At 64.4% G+C, this 18,642-nt stretch carries 11 protein-coding genes; 2 read left to right on the forward strand and 9 right to left on the reverse strand.

Going from position 1 to position 18,642, the window contains the following annotated elements:
- The first annotated feature begins 31 nt into the window (after window positions 1–31).
- The gene (locus D6Z24_RS04635; protein WP_129125350.1) at window positions 32–1,255 is read left to right on the forward strand and encodes a GGDEF domain-containing protein; all 1,224 of its coding nucleotides are present in this window, start codon (window positions 32–34) and stop codon (window positions 1,253–1,255) included.
- Here D6Z24_RS04635 and D6Z24_RS04640 read toward each other — a convergent pair.
- The 8 genes from D6Z24_RS04640 to D6Z24_RS04675 all read right to left on the reverse strand — a co-directional run bounded on the left by D6Z24_RS04640 (window position 1,252) and on the right by D6Z24_RS04675 (window position 13,956).
- Window positions 1,252–1,824, reverse strand: coding sequence for a response regulator (locus tag D6Z24_RS04640; RefSeq protein WP_129125351.1), 573 nt, complete (start codon window positions 1,822–1,824; stop codon window positions 1,252–1,254). The two genes, D6Z24_RS04635 and D6Z24_RS04640, sit on opposite strands and share 4 nt — an antisense overlap.
- A gap of 491 nt (window positions 1,825–2,315) precedes the next feature.
- On the reverse strand, window positions 2,316–4,694 hold the full coding sequence (locus tag D6Z24_RS04645) for an ATPase, T2SS/T4P/T4SS family (RefSeq protein WP_129125352.1): 2,379 nt from the start codon (window positions 4,692–4,694) through the stop codon (window positions 2,316–2,318).
- A gap of 3 nt (window positions 4,695–4,697) precedes the next feature.
- Window positions 4,698–5,984 (reverse strand): sensor histidine kinase, encoded by a 1,287-nt coding sequence (locus tag D6Z24_RS04650; RefSeq protein ID WP_129125353.1) that lies wholly within the window; start codon window positions 5,982–5,984, stop codon window positions 4,698–4,700.
- Window positions 5,981–6,640 (reverse strand): GTP-binding protein, encoded by a 660-nt coding sequence (locus D6Z24_RS04655; protein WP_129125354.1) that lies wholly within the window; start codon window positions 6,638–6,640, stop codon window positions 5,981–5,983. Before D6Z24_RS04655 ends, D6Z24_RS04650 begins: the two co-directional genes overlap by 4 nt.
- Window positions 6,637–8,208 (reverse strand): HD domain-containing phosphohydrolase, encoded by a 1,572-nt coding sequence (locus tag D6Z24_RS04660; protein ID WP_129125355.1) that lies wholly within the window; start codon window positions 8,206–8,208, stop codon window positions 6,637–6,639. Before D6Z24_RS04660 ends, D6Z24_RS04655 begins: the two co-directional genes overlap by 4 nt.
- Window positions 8,209–8,272: 64 nt before the next feature.
- Entirely contained in the window at window positions 8,273–9,088 is an 816-nt protein-coding gene (locus tag D6Z24_RS04665; RefSeq protein WP_129125356.1) for a response regulator, read from the reverse strand.
- Complete coding sequence (locus D6Z24_RS04670) at window positions 9,081–12,548, reverse strand: PAS domain S-box protein (RefSeq protein ID WP_129125357.1); 3,468 nt, start codon at window positions 12,546–12,548, stop codon at window positions 9,081–9,083. The genes D6Z24_RS04665 and D6Z24_RS04670 overlap by 8 nt, the downstream gene beginning before the upstream one ends.
- A gap of 142 nt (window positions 12,549–12,690) precedes the next feature.
- Window positions 12,691–13,956 carry a sensor histidine kinase gene (locus D6Z24_RS04675; RefSeq protein ID WP_129125358.1) on the reverse strand — a complete coding sequence of 422 codons (1,266 nt, stop codon included), beginning with the start codon at window positions 13,954–13,956 and terminating at the stop codon, window positions 12,691–12,693.
- Between the two features lie 183 nt (window positions 13,957–14,139).
- Between D6Z24_RS04675 and D6Z24_RS04680 the strand changes: the two genes are divergently transcribed.
- On the forward strand, window positions 14,140–15,429 hold the full coding sequence (locus D6Z24_RS04680; protein ID WP_129125359.1) for a nitrite/sulfite reductase: 1,290 nt from the start codon (window positions 14,140–14,142) through the stop codon (window positions 15,427–15,429).
- Between the two features lie 263 nt (window positions 15,430–15,692).
- Here D6Z24_RS04680 and D6Z24_RS04685 read toward each other — a convergent pair whose 3' ends face one another.
- Complete coding sequence (locus D6Z24_RS04685) at window positions 15,693–18,293, reverse strand: cache domain-containing protein (RefSeq protein WP_129125360.1); 2,601 nt, start codon at window positions 18,291–18,293, stop codon at window positions 15,693–15,695.
- Window positions 18,294–18,642: the final 349 nt, after the last annotated feature.

Consider the following 18,642-nt stretch of genomic DNA (forward strand, 5'->3'; position numbering starts at 1 on the left):
GCTCCCGGTACGCCGGGACCAAGGAATCACCGTGAAGCTGTTACGCATCTTTACCTACGCCGACGCCAAGAGGGACCCCGATTCCCTGCTGCGCCTGTTCGTTTCCATCGCCCTCCTTTCCATGGTCCTGATCACCTCCGGGGCCGGTTACGCCTTCTTCCATCTCCTGTACCGAAACGTGATCGTCAGCGCCGAGGACGACGCCGTCAAGGTGAGCCAGGCGCTTCTTGAGAATCAGCGCAAACGCATCCTCTCGGTCGACGGCAGCGGCAGCAGGGTCGCCGTGGCGCCGGAGGACCTAGGCGAGCTCGACGACCGGCTGAGAAAATTCCTCGCCCCTTTCGACATCGTGAAGATAAAGATCTATTCCTCCGATGCCCGTATCGTCTACAGCACCGAGGCGAAGCTGATCGGCGAGACTGACCGCGGCAACAAGCGGCTTGCGAACGCCCTTGCCGGCGCGAACGATTCCAAGCTGGAGAGAAAGGAAGAGGTGAAGGACTTAGCGGACGAGCGGAAGTTCAACGTGGACGTGGTGGAGACCTACATCCCGATCCGGGACCATGGCCGGGTGATCGGGAGCTTCGAGGTCTACATGGATGTCACCGGTTACCGCAGGCAGAGCGTCAACGCCGGGCTCCTCTCGCTGGCGTCCCTGGTCGCCATCCTGGTAGCCGTCTTCGGCATCTCCTACTTCGTCATCCGCAGGGGGACCCGGGAGCTCAAGGAGACCCAGGAGGTGCTCCGCAGACAGACCATCACCGATCCGCTGACGGGAACCTTCAACAAGCGGCAGATAGAACTGATCGGGCGGAGGGAATTCGCGCATGCCTTGCGGCGCATGGAGAAGGGGATTTCCGGTGCGGGAAGCGGCTTCCTGATGATCGACATCGACCGCTTCAAGGAGGTGAACGACCGCCACGGGCACCTGGCCGGCGACGACCTTTTGCGTCAGTTCGCCGAGCGGATCGCCGCGTCGCTTAGAAGCTACGATTCGCTGGGGCGATTCGGAGGGGAGGAGTTCCTGGTGGTTATCCCCGGTTCGGACCCGGCACAGACCCGCGCGGTGGCGGAGAAGATCCTCACGCTGATCCGGCGGGAGCCTTTCAGCCTCGATGGGGCTCCCCTTAAGCTCACCGCCAGCATCGGCATGACCACGGTGGAGGAGGGGGACGAAGACCTCATGCAGGTGCTGCGCCGCGCCGACCGCAACCTCTACCGGGCGAAGAGCGACGGGCGCGACCAGGTAGCTTAGGGGGACCGCTCGGCATCGTTGCACCCGGCGATGATGCTCGCTATCTCCTCCTCGGTGACCTCTTCGTCGATCCGGATCGCGCCGTCCGCTTCCCGGCGCAGTTCCGTAATCCCCGGGTAACTCTTCTCCAGGTACTTAAGCTCCTGCGACTGGCGCTTCACCGTCCTCAACAGGCGGCGGTTTTCCTCTTCCAGGTCGTACTTCTCCACGGCGCTTCTCAGCGCAAGCTTCAGCTCCGTTTCGTCCCATGGTTTCGTGAAGAACCGGTATATCTCGCCGCTGTTGACCGCGCGCATGGTCGCTTCGACGCTTGCGTGCCCGGTGAGCATGATGCGCACCGTTTCCGGGTAGAGATCCTTAACCGCGCCCAGGAACTCCGCGCCGTCCATCCCCGGCATCTTCTCGTCGGAAATGACCACCTTGTAGCGGTGCTGCGCCATGAGGTCGAGCGCCTCCTTTCCCCCGTGCGCCCCCGTGATCAGGTAGGGCTCCTCGTCCAGCCCGCGCACCAGGGCCGAGATCACGTGCGGCTCGTCGTCTACTAACAGGATCCTCGTTTCATCGTTCATCTTGTACCTCCGGTACTTCGACTCCACAGTGACGCAGTCGGTGTGTGGATGGCGGCTTTTCATCCCCTTTCGGGAATCGTGGCACTCACGTTCCCCCCTTTGCGAAGGGGGGACAGGGGGGATTTGCCTTGATAGGCCATGTAACCAGTGCGATCACGCAAACTGGGCAGGCGGATGACAGATGCTGACTTCTGTCCGGACGTGCCGAAAAAAAGCAAATCCCCCCAGCCCCAGCGTTGTCCGGTTAGGTTGTTGCAGCCGCCGAAAAGCCCCCCTCCCCTTGCGGGAGGGGGTTAGGGGGTGGGGGAAGGTGCCATTATCTCCATTGGCTTGCGGCTTCACCCACCCCCCCGGCCCCCTCCCGTCAAGGGAGGGGGAGGCTCGAAACGTCTGGATTTTAATAGTGCAAGCACCAAACCGGACAACGCTGCCCCAGCCCCCCTTCGCAAAGGGGGGAGCTTAAAGACCTCATTTTTCAGCAAAGATGCCCGCTACTCCCTTGCCGCTCCGCAGTGCGGGCAGTTCGCCCACTCGGGCTCCAGGGGGAGCTTGCAGTCGCGGCAGAGGTTGCGGCGCAGGGTGCCGCAGAAGGGGCAGAAGAGGTATTTCGCGTCCACCATGCGGTTGCAGCAGTCGCACCGGCGCTGGTGCAGAAGCTGCGGCCCCAGGACCCGCAACAGCTCCTCGAGGGTGGTGAGCCCCAGGCGCACCTTCTCGAGGCCGTCCTCGAGTAGGGTCCGCATCCCGCCGGCGCGCGCCATGTCGAAGAGCTCGGTCTCCTTGTAGCTCGTGCTGATGAAATGCCGGAAGTCCTCGTTCATGGTGAAGAGCTCGAAGACCCCGGTCCTCCCCCGGTAGCCGGTCTTGTTGCACTGATCGCAACCCTTGCCGCGGCGCACCGCCCCGTCGAGGTACCCCGGCGGCACGCGCAGCATCTCCATGATCTCCCGGTCCGGGTCGACCTCGGTGCTGCAGGCGGGGCAGACGCGCCGCACCAGGCGCTGCGCGAAGAGCCCTTCGAGCGCCGAGGCGATGATGTAAGGCTTCACCCCCATGTCGATGAGCCGCGTGATGGAGCCGACCGCGGAGTTCGTGTGCAGCGTGGAGAGGACCATGTGGCCGGTGAGCGCCGCCTTGAAGGCGACGTCCGCGGTCTCGGCGTCGCGGATCTCTCCGACCAGGATCACGTCCGGGTCCTGGCGCAAGGTGGAGCGCAAGACGCTCGCGAAGGAGAGTCCGATCTTCTCCCGCACCGCGACCTGGTTCGCCTCTTCGACGAAGTACTCCACCGGCTCCTCGATGGTCTCGAAGTTCCTGCTCCCCTCGAGCATGGTGGAGAGGATCGAGTAGAGCATGGTGGTCTTGCCGCTCCCCGTGGGGCCGGTCGCGATGATCACCCCCTGCGGCTTCTTCACCAGGGTGCGGATCTTCTTAAGCCCGTCCGGCAGCACGCCGAGGTCGGGAAGCTCCTTGATCGAGGCGCTCTTGTCCAGGATGCGCAGGACGAGCTTCTCGCCGTTCAAAGTCGGCATGGACGAGACGCGCATGTCGACGATCCGGGTCCCCGCCTTCACGGTGATGCGACCGTCCTGGGGCTTTCTCCGTTCGGAGATGTCCATCTTGGCGAGGATCTTCACGCGCGAGACGATGGCTGGGTGCAGGTCGGCCGGGATCTTGATCTTGCTGTGCAAAAGCCCGTCGATGCGGAAGCGCACCAGGGTGTACTTGGTCTTCCCCTCGATGTGGATGTCGCTTGCGTGGTAACGGATCGCCTCGGAGATCACCGCGTTCACGATCCGGATCACCGGCGGGATTTCGGAGGAGCCGATGAGCTCGGTGACGCTCACCTGGCTTTCCTCGTCGTCGATGATGATGTCGATCTCGTCGATCGGCTCCAGGTCCGCCGCCTGCTCCAGCTCCGGCCCCTCGGCCCAGGCCCGTTCCAACAGGGCGAGGATCTCGGAGCCGGTGGCGATGAGGGGGACCACGGCGAGCCCGGTCATCATGGAGATGTTGTCGACCTTGTAGATGTCGGAGGGGTCGGCCATGGCCACGGTGAGCTGGCGGCCGGTCATGCGGATCGGGACCATGCGGTTTCTCTCGCACAGGTCGCGCGGCAGAAAGCGCACCGCCTGGGGCGTGATCTCCGCCGAGGCGAGATCCACGTAGTCGATGTTCAACGCGCCCTGCAGCGCCTTCACCACCTCCCCTTCGGTGACGACGCCTAAGCGCACCAGGGCGTCGGTGACCAGTTCGCCCTGGGAGCGTTCCGTCGCGGCGCGCGCCAGATCCTCCCTCGTCACCGCCCCCGCCTTCAAGAGGATGTTGCCGGCCATGCCGCGGTTCTCGTCGAAGAGGCTCGCGTAATTCTTGATGCGCTGCTGCTGCGAGCGGGTGAGCTCTTTGAGGTTCTGGTTTTCCTGCATCAGCACGTACTGTTGCAGGGCGAGGCTCACCGTGAGGCGCAGGTCGTCGTCGTTCCAGGGCTTGGTGATGAACTTGTAGACCGCGCCGTCCTTCACCGCTCCCATCACCGAGTTCACGTCGGCATGCCCGGTGAGCATGATCCTGATCACCTGGGGCCAGCGTTCCTTCACCGTCTTCAGAAGCTCCGCGCCGGTCATGCCGGGCATGCGGTGGTCCGAGACGATGAGCTGCACCTCGTTCTCCTCCATCACGGTGAGCGCTTCCGCGCCGCTTGCCGCGGTGAAGAGACGGTAGTTCTCCTCCATGAAGATGCGGCGCATCGCGGAGAGGACACCTGCCTCGTCGTCGACGAAGAGGACGCCGAAACTCTTGGCGGAGGGTTCCTGCACCTCCCGTTCCTCCCCCTTGGCCGCCGTCTTGAATAGCTGTGAATATCTCGACATCGTCTAGTTCCTACCTGCGGGGATGGTGATGATGAAGTCGGCGCCTCCCCCCGGGGCGTCGGCTACGGCAACGGTTCCTTGCAGCTTGAGTACCGCCTCCCAGACCACGGCGAGCCCCATGCCGGTCCCGGAGCCGACCGGCAGCGTGGTGAAGAACGGGTCGAAGATCTGCCCCCTGAGCGCTGAGGGGATGCCGGGGCCGTTGTCGGCGATGCTGATCCTGATCCTCTCCCCGTCGAAGCAGCTCGAGAGGGTGATGCGCGGCGAGGCCCCGGCGTGGGTGAGGGCGTTCTGGATCAGGTTCAAAAAGATCTGCCCGGGGAGCTGCCCCTGGCATTTGATCTCCGGGAGCGGCTGCAGCTCCTTGACGATCTCGGCGCGGCCGGCCAACTGGTGCGATAAAAGCGTGAGGGTCCGCTCCAGCTCCTGGTTCAGGTCCACGACGCTGTCGCCGCTCTCGTCGACATGGGAGAAACCCTTCAGGTCGGCGACGATGCGGGAGACCCGCTCGGCCCCGGCGAGGCTCTGTGCCATCAGGTCGCCGACGTCGGCCATGACATGCGGGAGCTTCAACTCGCGCCACTTCGTCTCGGCCTCGGCAACGAGCCGTTCGCGCGGCTGCTCGAGCTCCAGGTGCTCGCGGTAGAACTGCAGCATGGCGCAGAAACGGGCCACGTACTTCTGCAGCGTGTGCAGGTTGGAGGTGATGAAGCCTAGCGGGTTGTTGATCTCGTGGGCGACCCCGGCGGCGAGCTGACCCACCGCAGCCATTCTCTCCTGCTGCAGCAGGTGCGCCTGGGTGCGCCGCAGTTCCGCGGTCCGCTCCTTCACGCGCAGTTCCAGGTTCTCCGCGAGCTCGCGGTAGCGCGCCTCGCTTTTGGTGAGCTCCGCGTTCATGGCGACGAGCTCCTCGTGCGAGCTGTTCACCACAGAGGTGTGGATCTCCGTGGTGAGGACCCGCTTCAGGGAGTTCCTGAGCACGGTGTCGAGCGCCACGATAAGGAGCGAGGCGAGCGGTTCAAGACGCTCGCGCCCCTCCGGTGCCCCGAAGAGCTCCAGATGTGCCACCGGTTCCCCCTCGAGCAAAAGCGGCAGGGTGCGGATGAGCTCGCCCCGTCCGGCTGGAGCACACGCCCCCCATAGTTCCTCGCCGTCGTCCCCGGTGACCCGGGCGCACGAAGCCCCAGCCGCGAGCGCCCCCTTGAGCAGCGGGATGACGTCCGCGTCGAGCAGTAGTTCGCGCACCTTTTTCTCTTCCCCGACCACGAAATGCAGCGTGTCTGCGCTCATGGCTCCTCCTTGAGCGAGGTGAGCTGGGCGATGAAGCGCTCGCGCGTAAGCCCGTGCGTTGCGGCGAGGGCGAAGCGGGCGTCGATCCGGTCGTAGACGAGCCCCGCCAGCACGGCGAAGGTCTCGGAAACCCCCACCCCGTTCAGCGCGCTCGCCAGCACCACCGGGATTCCGGTGGGGTCCCAGGTGGTGCGGATCTCCTCCTCGGGGACCGCTGCCGGGAGGTCGCGCTTGTTGAACTGGATCACCAGCGGGATGCTGTCGATGTCGAGCCCGACCAGGGAGAGGTTTCTTTCCAGGTTGTCGAAGCTCGTCACGTTGCTTCCCGCTTCTGCGCGGTTCGAGTCGGCGACGAAGACCACGCCGTCGGCGCGCTGCAGGACCGCCTTTCTCGTCGCGTCGTGGCAGACCTGCCCCGGCACCGTGTAGACCTTCACCTTGATCTTCAGCCCGCTCGGCGCGGTGAGGAAGAAGGGGAGGAGATCGAAGTAGATGGTCCGGTCTCCGCTCGTGTCGAGCACCATGAGCTCGCCGCGCCCCTGCCGGGTGAGCAGGTCGTGCAGCTGCAACAGGTTGGTGGTTTTCCCAGAGAGCGCCGGGCCGTAGTAGACCAGCTTAAGCACCATGCGCCGCTCTTTCTCGTCGAACTCGATCATCGCGCCTTCTCGTCCGTCACGTAGACCCCGCACGAGGGGGGGTCGATCTGGTAGTAGCGCAGCACGGCCTCGATGCTGCCGCGGTTCAACTGCGTCCCCTCGGTCAAAAGCAGAAGCCCCGTCCCGCTGTAGAGGTTCCTGGTGAGCCGCATCCCTTCCTTGAGCCGCTTCGGCTCGACCTCGCGCTCGGGCACCGCCTCGGTCACGGTGATCTTCACGCTCCCCGCCTCGCTGCGCCCTGAGGGGGCCCAGCTGACGAAAATCCCCCCCGACGGGGGATCGACCTGGTAGCTGCGTACGACGGCCATGATGCGTCCCGCGTCGAGCACGGTGCCGCGTTCCGCGATGAGCGCACCGGACCCGCTGTGGAGGTCGCGGGTGATGGTCATCCCCTCGAGAAGCTGCTTCGGGCGGAGCTCCTTCTCAGCCGCCTCGGCGCGCCTGGAGTACGCTGCCAAGTAGAGCTCGCGCACGTGCCGTTCCGCGGCGGGGTAGAGTTCCGGGTCGAGGCTCTTGCCGAGCTCCTTAGTGATGCGCGTAAAGAGGGCGGGGAGTGGATCGTCACCGCGCTGCTCGGTGAGCTCGCGGTCCACGAAGTCGGCCATGGCGATGATGCGGGCGCCCAGGGGGATGCCGGTGCCGCTCAGCCCGTCGGGGAACCCGGCGCCGTCGTAGCGCTCGTGGTGGTGCCTTATCAGCACCCCCGCCTCGCGCAGCTCCTCGACCGCGTCAAGCGTCGCCTGTCCGCGCACCGCGTGCTGCAGGAAGATGCCGGTTTCCTCGCGGGTCATCGCGGCCATCCGCTTCTGCAGGATCTCCTGGCTGATCCCGATCACGCCGATGTCGTGCAGAAGAGCGGCGGTGCGTACCGTCTCGACATCTTCGGGGGAGAGCCCCGCCTCGCTGGCGAGCCGCACGCTCAGCTCGGTGACGTTTCGGGTGTGTTCCTGCAGCCGGCTCGAGTGGAGCTCGATGAGCCGGGAGAAGGCGACGATGGTCTCGCGGAAGGCGTGCCCCACGCGCCGGTTGCGCTCCTTCAACTCCTCGTTCTGCCGCCTGATGGTCGCCGTCTGCTCCAAAACGCGCCCCTTCAGGTTGTCGTTCCAGGCGGAAAGTTGGCGGTTTTGCTCCTCGACGAGGGCGGTCAGGCGCCGGTTCTCCTGAACCAGGTGGTACTGCTGCACCCCCTCCTGGATGGTGCGCACGAGCACGTCGTCGTCCCAAGGTTTCAGGAGGTAGCGCGAGGCGCCACCCTTGTTGATGGCGTCCATGGTGGCCGCCATGTCGGCATAGCCGGTTAAAACCATGCGCACCGCGTCCGGGACGAGTCCCCGCGCCTGCTCAAGGAACTGCGCGCCGCTCATGCCGGGCATGCGCTGGTCCGAGAGGATGAGGGCGACGTCGGGGTGCTCCCTGAGCCTCTCCAGCCCCTCGGCCCCGGAAGAGGCCCGCAGCACCTCGAGCTCCACCTCCTGCTCCATGAGCAGCCGAGAAATGGATCGGGTGATGTTCTCCTCGTCGTCGACCAGAAGCACCTTGTGCGGTGCGGTTTCGGTTTGTATGTCCATCTGTTGCTCCTCGTTTGCGTCATAGGGCGCGTGCGCCGCAGAGGGCGCCTTACGCCGCGTCACCTCACGCCGCGCGGGCGATGGTGACCACCAGCTCCACCGCACCGTCACCCGGCGGGTGGAACTGCCGCAGGTTCAGCCGGTATCCCCCGGTCTCGATGGCGCCGGAGCCGGGCGTCGACGCGGAAAGCCCGTCGGAGAGGTCTGCGAACTGCGGCAGCGCTTCGGCGAGGCGCCGCCCCACCAGTTGCCCGTCGGCGACCTGCAGAAGATCCGCCGCCTCCCGGTTCATCTGCAGCACGACGCCGTCGCCGTTCAGGGCGAGCACCCCGAACGGCAGATGGTCCAGGATGACGGCCGCGTGCGCCAGCGCCTCGTGTTCCTGCATGAAACCGCAGGAGCAAGAGGCGGCCCGCCGCGCGAGGTCAGCGTTCAGCTCTCTCAACTCGTCCGTCTTGCGCCTTAACTCCTCGGCCAGCTGCTCGTTCCTGCGCTGGGTGGCGAAATGTTCCAGCGCCTTGGCTACGGTCACCCTCAGCTCGTCGTCGTTCCACGGCTTCGGGATGAACTTGTAGATCTTCCCCTCGTTGATGGCGGCGACCACCGCCGCGGTGTCCGCGTACCCGGAGAGGACGATACGGATCGTCTCTGGATGGGTCTTGAACACCTCCTTCAGGAACTCGACCCCGTTCATACCCGGCATCCGGAAGTCCGAGATCACCACCTGCACCTGCGGCGAGGCGTTCAGAAGTTCGAGCCCCTCCTCGCCGGAGGCTGCGGTGAGTATCTCGTAGTCGTCGTCGATGAAGATGCGCTCTAGGGCGCGGAGCACGTTGCGCTCGTCGTCCACGCACAGGATCCTGGTCTGGTGATCACTCATCTGAGCCAACCCCCTCTATCGGGAGCCTGATGGTGAAGGTGGTGCCGACCCCGACCTCGCTTTCCACCTCGATGCTCCCGTGATGTTTCTTGATGATGTCGTAACTGATGGAGAGGCCGAGCCCGGTCCCCTTGCCGACCTCCTTGGTGGTGAAAAACGGTTCGAAGATGCGGCTTCTGAGCTCCTCGGGTATGCCGCCACCCGTGTCGCTGATGGCGACGGCGACCTGATCCCCCTCGCGCCTGGTGGCTACGGTGATCTCACCCTGTTTCTCGATGGCGTGCGCCGCGTTCACCAGCATGTTCAGGAACACCTGGTTCAACTGCTGGGGGAGGCACTTCACCGGCGGGAGCTCGCCGTAGTCGCGGATGAGCGTGGTCTTGTACTTGAGCTCGTTCCAGGCGATGGTGATGGTGCTCTCGATGCATTCGTTCAGGTCCACGTAGGTGGCCTGCGCGTCGTCCACCCTGGAGAAGCTCTTCAGGTTCTGCACGATGTTGCGCACCCTCTCCGCTCCGTCCTGGGACTCGGCCAAAAGGCTCCGCGCATCCTCGAGGATGTAATCCACCTTGAATTTCTTGCGCGCCTGGGCGATGCGCTCCCTCGCCTCCGGCGGCGCCGCGGCGAGCCCGTCGGACTGGGCCTCCAGGAATCCTTCCAGCCGCTCGAGGTATTTCCCCATGGTGCCGAGGTTGCTGGAGATGAACCCCATGGGGTTGTTGATCTCGTGGGCGACCCCCGCCGCCAGCTGCCCTATCGAGGCCATCTTCTCCTGCTGCAAAAGCTGCGAGTGGGTCGCCTTCAACTCCTGGTAGGCGACGATGAGCTCCTCGGAGACCCGCTTTATTTCGGTCAGGTCGTGCAGCATGATCACCTGCGATCCCTGTTCGCCGTACGGATAGATCCTGAGGGTGAACCAGCGCCCGGATGCCTCGTGCTGCAGCTCGGCCTGCCCGCGGTCCAGGGTGCTAAGGTCGAGCCCCGCCCCCTGCATGAGATCGCGCCAGTTGGCCGAGACCAGGCGCGAGTAGGAGTTGCCGGTCAGCTGCTTGAACGCGCGGTTGCAGCGCCTGACCCGCCCCTGGCTGTCCACCATGGCCACCAGGTCGTCGACGCAGTCCATGGTCTGTTCCCATTCCCGTTTCCCCTTCTCCACCTGCCGGAACAGCTCCGAGAGCTGCTCGTGCTTCAGTACCATCTCCGCCTGGTTCTTCAAAAGCTGGCGCTCGGCGTTCTTCTTCGCCGTGATCTCCTCTTTCACCCCGAGGAAGTGGGTGATGCGCCCCTGCTGGTCGCAGATCGGGGCGATGGTTGCGTTCTCCCAGAAGAAGGTGCCGTCCTTGCGCTTGTTGTTGAACTCGCCGTGCCATTCCTTCCCGGCCGTTATGGTCTCCCACAGTTGCCGGTAGGTTTCCTCCAACTGCCGTCCCGACTTCAGGATGCTCGGCTTTTGCCCGAGCGCTTCCTCCTTCTCGAAGCCGCTCACCTCGCAGAACTTCCGGTTCACGTACTGGATCACCCCCTGGGCGTCCGTGATCACGATGGCACTCGCACTCTGTTCCACCGCCTGCGAGAACAGGTGCAGGGATTCCTCGGCGCGGGCCCGCTCGGTGATGTCGTACAGCGTTTCCACCACCGCGATGGTCTCGCCGTCCCTGGTGACCGGTGCCGCATCGAAGAAGAGGTAGCGTTCCCTGCCGTTCAGGTTGTGGTACCACCCCTCGGCCCTGATGATCCCCTTCATCACCACGTCGCAGCTGTAGGTCGGGTAGAGCTCGCCGGCCCGGTCGGTCTCCCCCGACATGAGCAGGTCGCAAAGGGTGGGGCGTTTGCTCGGGTAGAAGGGTTCCCACTGCCGGTCGGTGCCTAGCATCTCGGTCGCCGGCATACCGGTGAGCTCCGCGATGGCGCGGTTCCAGACGATGATGCGGTGGTTTCTGTCGATGACGAAGAGCGGCGTCGAGGTGTTCTCCAGAAGGCTCTCGACGAAACGGCGCTCCTCCTCCAGCATCCCCTCCAGGTGTCGGTCCATGGAGATGTCCCTGAAGCTGCCCCGCATGCCCAGGTTCTCGTCGTCGGCGCCGCGCACCACCCGGCAGGTGTACTTGAACCAGCGCTGCTCCCCGTTCTTCGTGTTGAGGCGCAACTCCACCGGGGACGCCGGCTTGTCCCGGTCCGCACAGTTGCCGCTTCTGCACCACAGCTCGCGGTCTTCGGGGTGGATGATGCTTTCCAAAAGGCCGCGGTCGGCCAGGAACTCGCGGTCGGTGTGGCCGGTCAGCGACTCGCAGTTCGAGGAGATGTAGCGCAGCGAGCCGTCGGGGTTGGTGAGTATGGCGAGTTCCGAGGTGAACTCGGCGATGATGCGGTAGAGCTCCTGGTTCTCCTCCAGGGTTTCCTGCCGTTTGTCCATGGTTATCACCATGTCGTTCACCGCAAGCGCCAGGTGCTCCAGCTCGTCGCCGGTCGCTATGGATACGAGCCGTTCAGGCCCCTTCTTTTGGCTCAGGGTGCCGACGTGGTTCACCAGCCGGGCGAGCGGTTCGGTGACGTGCCGGATCAGGCGCCATAGCGTCACCTGGGTCAAAATGAGGATGATGAAGAGGGCCGCGGCGAAATAAAGGCGCGCCTCCCTGAGCGGTTCGTACGCCTCCGCTTCGGGGTACTGCACCGCCACGATGAAGTTCGCGTTTTTCAGCGGAAGGGCCGTGGTGATCCAGGTCTCTCCCGCGGCGTCCCGGGTCTCGCCGCCGGCCATGACGTTTCTCTGCAGCGCGTCGTCTATGGCAGGGTTCTCCCCGGGGGTCAGGTAGGACATCACCTGGCTTTGGTCCGGATGCCAGACGATGGTGCGGTTTCTCTCCATAACCAGCAGGCGCCCGCGCTTTCCGACCGTGTGGAGCGCCCGGTCGGTTCTGCCGTCTTCGTAGAGGTCGTGATGTCCAGCCAAGAGCCCGGCCACGCTGCCGTTGGCGCGCAGGATGGGGACCCCGAAGCTGATCAGGGGGTGTTTGGGGGGGACGGAGGAGAAGTAGGGGGCGGAGATGTACGGCTTGCCGGTCGCGAGGGTGAAGGCGACGTAGCTGTTCCCCTTCTTGATCGGGCTCAGTGCCGTACGGGGGCTTTGCGCGATGCTGCGCCCTTCCGCATCGATCACCTCCAGCCCGCCGTTGAAAAAGGTGCGCGCCGCGCGGAACTGGTCGAGCGCCTGCTGCATCTTCTTCGGGTCTTCGAGCAGGGCGGGGTCGATTCCCTTGGCCATCAGATCGAGCATCTGCCGCGAGTGCAAAAGCTCGTCATCGATGTAGCGCGAGGCGAGGGCCAGCGTCGCCGCGTGCTGCCGCGTCACGGTCTCGGTCAGTGCGTGGGAGAGGTAGCGGTACCCCGCCAGGGTGAGCAGCACCATAAGCGATGACACCAGCAGGAATACCGGCCCCGATATCTTGGTCTTGATCCTCATTGCTTGCGCTCCGCAGAGGGCGTAGGGCGACTTCGCGTGACGAGACTAGTCTCCATCCCGCTTGCTCTTCCCATCGGAAAAAACGCTGTTTTCTTAAGAGGAATATTGCGCTAACTTGCCGGAATGAAAAGGTTAAAGTCTTTTAATTCAGAGTGGTCGCGCCGGCGAGGTGCCGGGAGAGGGGGAGTTCGACGCGAACGCAGGTTCCGGAGGCGTCGCTGGAGATGAGGATGCGCCCGCCGTGCCCGGCGATGAAGCGCTGGGCGATGGTCAGGCCGAGGCCTACGTGGCTGTCAGGGGCCTTGGTGGTGAAGAAGGGATCGAAAAGCGAGGGGAGGTTTTCCGGCGGGATGCCGGGTCCGCTGTCGGCGATGACGATCTCGGCGAGTTCGCCCTGCGCGGCGACCGAGACGTTGATGGTGCCCGGGGCGCTGCCGAGCGCCTCGCAGGCGTTTTTCAAAAGGGCGACCAGCGCGGTGTTCAAGAGGGTGAGCGCCCCCTGCACGAAGACGCCGTGCTCGGGCTGGGACCAATGCACCTGGGTTCCCGGGGGGGTGAGCACCGTAATCATGTCCACGAGCGGCTTCATGAGGCCGACGAGTTCCAACTCCTGCATCGCCTGGTTCGCAAGGCCCAGTTCCAACTGCGCCATCTGCTGCACGATGAGGGCGATACGCTGCCCCCCCTCCCTCGTCTCGTACAAGAGGGCGGGGAGGTCGAGGTTTATCTGGCGCAGGCGGTGCTTCTTTTCCAGTTGCAGGATCGCCTGGGCGGAGTCGGGGTCGGCGGCACGCAAAAGGTCCGTGAGCGCGTTTGCGTGCTGCTGCAGGGCGAAGGCGTAACGCTCCAGGGTCGAGAGGTTGCTCATCACGAACCCCAAAGGGTTGTTGATGTAGTGGGCGGCCCCGGCGGCAAGGCGTGCGACGGCACCCACTTTTTCCTGTTCGACCAGTTTCCTCTGGGTCTTCTGCAGCTTGGCGAGGGTCTGCTCAATTTCGTGTCGCGCCCTGGTGAGGGCGGTCTTCTGGCGGGTATTGCGCACGGCGGCACGGATGCGGGCGAGGAGGTCGATCTCCTGGAACGGCTTCACGATGTAGTCATCGGCCCCAAGGTCGAGGCCTGCGGCGATCTGCTCGTGGGTCCCCTGGGAGGTGAAGAGGATCACGGAGTACATGCGGTCGTGCAGCGGGGGCGCGCGCAGCACGTCGAGGCCCGAGAGCCCCGGCATCTCGACGTCGAGGAGCATCACGTCCGGAGGAGCGCTGGTCAAAGCGACGAGGGCGCTCGCCCCGTCCACCGCCTCGCGCACCCGGTAACCGTCCTGGGAGAGGAGGGCAACCACGTAGCTGCGTATGGCGGCGCTGTCGTCAACGACGAGTATTTCAGGCTGCTCTGGGAATTCGGTCATAGGTCCAAACCCGCATCGGCGTGTTTCTGGGCGGCGCCGTCGTTTGCCTCTCCGGCGCACCTTTCTCATCGGCGGGGGGTGACATCCACTGAAGCCTTTTTCGTTGCCGTACCTGACGCTTTTCCTGTAGTATCCGTGACCATGCCGGCTGCGCCGGCTTTTAACGTACAGGAGACAAAACCCATGTCCATAGACAGAAACCTGCGCCTGGAGGGGATCTACCCCCAGCGCCAGAAGGAGTTTTTCATGCAGCGCGTCAAGCTCCCGGCCGGGATCATCTCCGCCGACCAGGCGCAAAAGGTGGCGCAGCTAGCCGGGGTCCACGCGCGCGGCCTCGTGCATCTCACCACGAGGGGGAGCATCGAGCTGCACTGGCTTTCCGAGGAGGCGCTCCCGTCGGTCGCGGCCCAGCTCGCCCAGGTCGGGTTGTACAACCGCGGCGCCTGCGGGGGCGCGGTGCGCGGCGTCATCTGCGGCAGCCTCTCCGCAGCCGGAGCCCCCGCCCTGGAAGCGCTGGTCAGGAAGATCCACCGGCACTTCACCGGTAACCCCCGCTTCGAAAGGCTCCCGAAGAAGTTCAAGATCGGCGTCGAGGCGGACACGGCAAGCCGCAGGCACCTGATCCAGGACCTCTGCTTCATCCCGGTCCCCTCCGATGACGAGCGGTCGCGCTACGACGTCTACGCCGCCGGCGGGCTCGGGCGCGAACCGACCCCGGGCTTTTTGCTGGCGCAGGGGGTTTTGGAGGACGCGCTCATCCCGCTGACCGAGAACGTTTTAAGGGAGTACGAGGCGAACACCCCGCCGCCCAAGCGTCTGAAGCACCTCGTGCGCGAGATCGGGCAGGAGGAGTTCCGCCGCAGGGTGATGGGGGAAGGGGCGCTCGAGGAGCTCACCACCGTTCCCACCCTGACCGGAAGCCTGGTGCCGGTACCCGCCCATTCCGAGGATCGGCTCGAGGCGCACGTCTTTGCCGGGGAGCTTCAGGCTGAAGGTCTCGCCGCCCTTGCCCGTGTGGCGGCGCAGTTTTGCGGAGGGGTCCTCATGGTGACCGGGAACCAGACCGTGGTGATGCACGTGGTAGAGGGGGCGGATCGGGAGAAGGCGCGCGAGGCCCTGGCGCAGGCCGGGTTTGCCGGAGAGAGCGCGGCGGAGCGGGTGGTCTTCCGGTGCTGCCCGGGGAGCCACGAGTGCATCATGGGGCTTGCCCCGACCCGGGAGGTGGCGGCCGCCGTGGTGGCGGAGCTTGGCGAGGAGGCGCTGGCCCTGAACTGGGCCATTTCCGGTTGTCCGAACTGCTGCGCCCAGCCGCAGCTCGCTCAGGCGGGGATCGTCGCTTCGCGTCTGGTGAACGACCAGGCCGGGCGCGCGCCGCGTTTCGACCTGTACCGTGCCGGTGCCGGCCCCTTCGCCGAGCCGGTGCAGCAGGGGCTCACCCTGGCCCAGCTCATAGCGGCGGTCAAGGAAGTCTAAAAAACGTTCTACGTTCTACGTTCTACGTTGAAAACCCCTCTCGCTTCTGCGCCGGAAGGGGACTGGCTCCGCAGGTGCCTGTCCCCTTTTCCGCTCGGGTGAAGAAGGTGCCAGGAAGAGCTCCTGGCGCAGCCGCCGGCGCCCTCACCCCCGCCCCTCTCCCGGAGGGCGAGGGGAGCTCCCACCTGCGTAAGCCGTATCCAGACGACATGAATGCCGGATGCCCGCCGTAAAACGTTGAACGTTGAACGTTGAACGTCCGTTTAAGCCTCGTCCAGTATCTCCCTCACCTTCCCGAGTAGTTCGTTGATCTTGATCGGCTTCGACACGAAGTGGCGGGGGTCCCCCTTGGTCAGCGTGTCGGTGACGATGTCCGCGGTGTACCCACTCATGAACATCGCCTTCACCCCGGGAGAGATGGCGGCTATCGCCTCGTAGGCGTCGCGCCCGTTCATGCGCGGCATGATCACGTCCAGGATCACCAGCGCAATCCGGTCTCCCGCCACCTTGAACTTCTCCACCGCGTCGATCCCGTCCACCGCGGTGATCACCCGGTACCCGAAATCCTGCAAAAGCTCCCGCACCATGTCCCGGATCACCGCATCGTCCTCGACGAGAAGGATGGTCTCGTCCCCACCCCGCACCGCCTGGTCTTCTGGCGCACTCTCGCTTCCCGCAGGGAGGTCGATCAGCGGAAGGTACACCCGGAACACGGTGCCGTGCCCGAGCTCGCTGTAGCAGTTGATGAAGCCGCCGTGCTGCTTCACGATGCCGTACACCATGGCGAGCCCGAGGCCGGTCCCCTTGCCCGGCTCCTTCGTGGTGAAGAACGGCTCGAAGATACGGTCACGGGTCTTTTCGTCCATCCCTGTGCCGGTGTCTGCGACGGTGATCAGGGCGTAACTGCCCGGCTCCCCGTAGCCGTGGGAGTCGATGAACTCCTGGTCCAGGATGATCGGATCGGTGCTGATGCGCAGGATCCCCCCTTTGGCCATGGCGTCCCGCGCGTTCACGGCCAGGTTCATCACGACCTGCTCGATCTGGCCCGCATCGGCGAGTACGGAGAGTTCCTCCTGGCAAAGCTGCATCCTGAACTCGATATGTTCCGGGATCAGTCGTCGCAGCATCGCCTGGACGTTGGAGAGAATGGCGTTCGTGCCGACCGGAACCGGGTTGCTCACCTGCTTGCGGCTGTAGGCGAGCAGGCTGCGGGTGAGGCTCGCGGCACGCTCGGAGGCGCGCACGATTTCGGCCACCTTCGCCTGCATGGGGTGTTCGGGCTCGAGCTGCAGCTGTATCATGGTGCTGTACCCGATGATCGCGGTCAGGATGTTGTTGAAATCGTGCGCGATCCCGCCTGTCAGCGTGCCGATCGCCTCCATCTTCTGGGACTGGGTCAGCTGGTGTTCCAGTGCCCTTCTCGCCTCCTCCGCCTCGAGCCGGTCGGTCACGTCGTAGCAGGTCCCGATGTACCCGGCGAAGTTCCCGTCCAGCCCGTTGAAAGGCCTTCCCATGTCCACGACCCACCGGTAGTTCCCGCTATGGTGCCTCAGCCGGTACTGCATCTGGAAGGGTGCCCGCAGGGCGAAAGCGTTGCGGTAGATCGAGACGCACTCTGCCACGTCCTCGGGATGGACCCCCTCGGTCCAGCCGTCTCCCAATTCGTTCTCCAGGGGGCGACCGGTGAATTCAAGCCAGGTGTGGTTGAAGTAGTTGGCCTCGCCGTCGGTGCCGACGCGCCAGATCAGGGCGGGGAAATTCTCGAAGAGGGTGAGGTAGAAATCCGCCGAGCGCTCGAGTTCGAGCAGCATCCGGTTGAAGGTGCGCGACATCTGCCCGATCTCGTCCTCCGAGGTCACCGGGGCGAGGCGTTGCGCGAGTTCCCCCATGGCCGGAAGCTGCTCCAGATGCCTCGTGAAGGAAACGAGCGGCCTCGTGAGGTGTTGCATGAAGGGCCATACGATGAGCAGCGACAGGATCGCCGCCGCCAGCGAACCGGCGAGCAGGTAGTTTCTGGCGGTACGCAGCGGCCCGTACGCCTCGTCAAGCGGATAGCTGACCGCTAGTACCCACCCGGTGGACTTCAGACGTTTCACCGACCTGAGCACGGGGATTCCGGTTTGCGTCATCGTCTCGGCGGTTCCCTGGAAACCGGCCAGGGCGCGATCCAGCATCTCGTTGCGGCCGGGAGGGTCCCGGCGCAGCACCCGCTTCTTATCCGGGTGCATGAGCACGTTGCGGTGCGCGTCGTAAAGGGACAGGAATCCGTTCGGGCCGAGTTTCAGCGAGGCGAGGGAGCGCAGGAAATGCTGTTCGCGCAGGTCGATGCTGCCGGACAGCACCCCGATCAGCTTCTGTCCCGGACCGAAAAGGGGGACGGTGAACATGATGATCGGCCGACTCTGGCGCTGCAGAGAGGCGAAGGGGCCGGAGATGTAGTTTCTGCGCAGCCTCACCGTCTCCCTGAAATATTCACGGAAGGAAAAATCCCGGCCGATGTAGTTGAGGTCATGGGGAGTGGCCGCGACGAGGATCCCCTTCTCGGAAAAGAGAAACAGGGAGTTGTCGAAGAACGGGCGCTGCCTGATCTGGGAGTCCAGAATACGCTGCGCCTTTTTAGGGTGTTCCAGGATGTCGGGGGGGAGGGTACTGGCCAGGTGGCCCAGTTCGGCGGTGAAGTCGAAGATGCGGTCGTCGATCTGGTTGCCCAAAGAGTCGAGTAGTATCGACTGCTGCTGCGAGATGTTCTGCTTGAAGGTTCTTTGCAAAAAGAGCAGGGAGGTGACGGCGGTCGCCGACATCAGTACGCCGACCATGAGGAAGACGGCAAGCGTCATCTTGGTTTTCATGCTGTTGAAAAGCACACGAACTCCGATTGGCGCACAAGAGGCCAGCTCAAGACCGGCAAAAGCCAGTCACAGCAAAACTTATAAACGTTCCGTGAGAAATGACAACGCGCTCTATGAGCAAATTCGGCGACGGGGTAATGATTCTACCTTCTTTTTGTGAGAGATAAAAGCGTACTTATTATAGGGTGTCAAATCGCCGCCCTGCGCAGGGGGATGTGACACGGTTTCCTGCCCGGCACCAGTGGGGGCGGCACCCGGCCGGGAGACAAAAACGTCAAGGAAATGTCGGGAACTCGTTTTGTCCGGGCAAAGTGGACAACTATCAAGGCCTTAGGGATGTTTACGGTGCGGAGCGTTGCTGGAT

This window comes from Geomonas oryzae (assembly GCF_004117875.1).
In the GTDB taxonomy this organism is placed as follows: Bacteria; Desulfobacterota; Desulfuromonadia; order Geobacterales; family Geobacteraceae; genus Geomonas; species Geomonas oryzae.

What these genes read in the sequence shown, in the direction of transcription:
- D6Z24_RS04640 (WP_129125351.1), bottom strand. Translation starts at nt 1,824, where the DNA reads ATGAACGATGAAACGAGGATCCTGTTAGTAGACGACGAGCCGCACGTG.
- D6Z24_RS04645 (WP_129125352.1), bottom strand. Translation starts at nt 4,694, where the DNA reads ATGTCGAGATATTCACAGCTATTCAAGACGGCGGCCAAGGGGGAGGAA.
- D6Z24_RS04650 (WP_129125353.1), bottom strand. Translation starts at nt 5,984, where the DNA reads ATGAGCGCAGACACGCTGCATTTCGTGGTCGGGGAAGAGAAAAAGGTG.
- D6Z24_RS04655 (WP_129125354.1), bottom strand. Translation starts at nt 6,640, where the DNA reads ATGATCGAGTTCGACGAGAAAGAGCGGCGCATGGTGCTTAAGCTGGTC.
- D6Z24_RS04660 (WP_129125355.1), bottom strand. Translation starts at nt 8,208, where the DNA reads ATGGACATACAAACCGAAACCGCACCGCACAAGGTGCTTCTGGTCGAC.
- D6Z24_RS04665 (WP_129125356.1), bottom strand. Translation starts at nt 9,088, where the DNA reads ATGAGTGATCACCAGACCAGGATCCTGTGCGTGGACGACGAGCGCAAC.
- D6Z24_RS04670 (WP_129125357.1), bottom strand. Translation starts at nt 12,548, where the DNA reads ATGAGGATCAAGACCAAGATATCGGGGCCGGTATTCCTGCTGGTGTCA.
- D6Z24_RS04675 (WP_129125358.1), bottom strand. Translation starts at nt 13,956, where the DNA reads ATGACCGAATTCCCAGAGCAGCCTGAAATACTCGTCGTTGACGACAGC.
- D6Z24_RS04680 (WP_129125359.1), top strand. Translation starts at nt 14,140, where the DNA reads ATGTCCATAGACAGAAACCTGCGCCTGGAGGGGATCTACCCCCAGCGC.